Annotated in this window: 4 protein-coding genes; 1 reads left to right on the top strand and 3 read right to left on the bottom strand. The window is 67.8% G+C overall.

Features of this window, described 5'->3' with window-relative positions:
* Together GL263_RS25425 and GL263_RS25430 are read right to left on the bottom strand one after the other, a co-directional pair.
* The coding region (locus GL263_RS25425; protein ID WP_182858089.1) for a hypothetical protein at window positions 1-1,095 on the bottom strand (1,095 nt) is incomplete at its 3' end.
* A gap of 65 nt (window positions 1,096-1,160) precedes the next feature.
* Window positions 1,161-1,349: a hypothetical protein gene (locus GL263_RS25430; RefSeq protein ID WP_182858090.1), complete on the bottom strand. Its 189-nt coding sequence runs from the start codon at window positions 1,347-1,349 to the stop codon at window positions 1,161-1,163.
* Between GL263_RS25430 and GL263_RS25435 the strand changes: the two genes are divergently transcribed.
* A complete protein-coding gene (locus tag GL263_RS25435) occupies window positions 1,348-1,611 on the top strand; it encodes a hypothetical protein (protein WP_182858091.1) in 264 nt (87 codons plus the stop codon). The genes GL263_RS25430 and GL263_RS25435 overlap by 2 nt on opposite strands.
* Window positions 1,612-1,907: 296 nt before the next feature.
* Here GL263_RS25435 and GL263_RS25440 read toward each other — a convergent pair.
* Window positions 1,908-2,148 (bottom strand): putative sulfate exporter family transporter (locus GL263_RS25440; RefSeq protein WP_182858092.1); only part of this gene is annotated, 241 nt, incomplete at its 5' end.

Below are 2,148 nucleotides of genomic sequence, written 5' to 3' on the forward strand. Positions count from 1 at the left end.
GGTGACGACCAGACGGCCGACACTGAGGCCGATGGCGATGAGGGCCGCACCTCCTAGCAGGGGTACACCCTTCGCTTCTCCATTCCAGAGACCGAGGAAGCTACTTGACAGGAGCGCGATCGCCACCGCGAAGTAGTAGAGCGCGGGGCGACAGGTGGTCCTGGCTCGCAGTACGGACGTTTCGATCGGATCCGCCATCTGACGGAAGCCCGGCCGGACGGTGATCGCCTCGCCGTCGGGGACAGCTGTCTGCCCGTTGTCCTGGGTCCAGCCCCTGATGTAGCGGCCATCGCCAAGTACGAGGACCGCCGGAACGGACACGCGGGCCATCGGCTCGTTCGCCGGGTGCCAGTAGAGCCAGCCTTCCCTGCCGGCGAGGACGTCCGAGACCACCAGTGGGTCGGCGCGTCGGTCGAGGAACAGCGAACGCTCACCGTTCTCGGACAGGAGGCAGAGCGCTCCCGACTTGTAGGGACTCAGGGCCGGCTCGGCCGCAGCGTACTCCGCGTGAGACTTTACGAGGAGGGCATCGGCCTCCTCGTGGCCGCGGGACGGCGACGAGGGGACTCCGCCGAACCGGTCACTGACGATGATGGGAAGGGCGTGGCCCGCACCGGAGTTCAACGCCTGGTCGATCTTTTTGGTCGCCCTTCTGTGGTCCTTGAGCGCGCGGTGGCCGAGGATCCCTGCCCACGCCGCAACGAGGGGAACAGCGCCGAGTCCTGCCTCGGTGTGAACTTCGGGGGATACGGCGACATCGAGCGGTGTGGCTCCCGGTCCGTGCACGCCCAGCATCACCGGAACGGCCGCGAAGCACGTGAACCAGAAGACGAACTGGATGTGCGAGTGATATGCGATCGGCCAACTCGCATCCATGATCTTGAAGCCTCTGGGTTGTGCCGGGCGTGGAACGGCCGGCAGCACCGCCAGGTGGGCACAGATTACCCTGTCCGTCGCCTCCCTGAACCAGAAGCCAAGCGCGATGAGGAGAAGGCAGAGGAAGAGATCGAGCCGCACCTTTGCGTAGTCGGTCCACAAGGTCTGGCAGACAATCGCCGCGATCAATCCCGCCCAGATGGCGAAGCCGGCAGCCACACGTGTCAGCCTGTGCACAGTCATCCTCCGATCTCAATCGAGCAGTGCGCGCACGCTTGGTGAGATCAGACGGCACGGTGGTCGTAGCCCTTGCCCGGCATGGGGAAGGCGCCGATCTCCCTGATCTTCTGCTCCAACTGTTCCGTGCCGGTCTGGCGGGCGGCGTTAAGAGTAACGAAGAGGCCGAGAAGAGCAATCTCGGCGTTCTGGTAGAGCGAGACGATGCGGACCGCCTTGTACGCTGCGGCGGCCATGAACGCGGCAGCCATGAACGCGCCGACCACTGAGGCCGCTGCTTTTGCGGTGGGCGGCTTCGCCTTGGGCGGCGAGCTCTTCGCGTTCGGCGTCGGACATGGCGGCCCACTTCTCCTGGAAGTCGCGGGATTCGGCGAGGCCGGCCTCGGCGTAGGCCGAGACGTTGACGGCCTGGCGGAGGCTCATGCGACCGGAGAGGACTTCCTCGGCCATCTCCTTCAGCACCGGCCCGGCGGCGCCCTTGCGGAGGAGTTCGAGTGAGTTGCGGAGTGAGCGGGCGTCGGCCGGGTTGCGGGCGATGTCCAGGAACTCGGAGTCGTCGACGTCGCGGTTGTGGGCGTTGGGCTCTTCGGGCATGGGTTGAGTCCCCCGGCGTGCTGGGTGCGGTCGTTGGTGTACCGGGGCACGGCGGGGCGGCGCCGGTGGGTGTCCCCCGTTCGGCGGCTCACGCTAGCAAGGGTGGGGAGGTGGAGGGCACGGGGTGTGGTGCCCCGGTTGCGGAGCGGGAGGGGTTGCTCCCGTGTTGTCCGCTGTGGTGTCGGCGGGTGTGTTGCCGGTCAGGGGAGGAGTTGGACTGCGGTGAGGGAGACGCCGGCTATCAGGAGCCAGGCGGTGAGGCCGAGTGCGGCGACGCGGGCGCCGGTTCGGGTGAGGGTGGGGAGGTGGACGGCGCTGCCGAGGGCGAAGAGGGCGGCGGCGAGGAGGAGTTCCTGCGCGGTGTGGGCGGCGGCGAGCAGCGGGTCGGGGAGGACGCCGGTGCTGCGGAGGGCGACGGCGGCGAGGAAGCCGAGGATGAAG

It is taken from the genome of Streptomyces durbertensis (genome assembly GCF_014156695.1).
In the GTDB taxonomy this organism is placed as follows: Bacteria; Actinomycetota; Actinomycetes; order Streptomycetales; family Streptomycetaceae; genus Streptomyces; species Streptomyces durbertensis.

Excerpts from the sequence above, each read along its gene's own strand:
- GL263_RS25430 (WP_182858090.1), bottom strand. The coding sequence starts at position 1,349 with ATGGCCGCCGCAGCGTACAAGGCGGTCCGCATCGTCTCGCTCTACCAG.
- GL263_RS25435 (WP_182858091.1), top strand. The coding sequence starts at position 1,348 with ATGAACGCGGCAGCCATGAACGCGCCGACCACTGAGGCCGCTGCTTTT.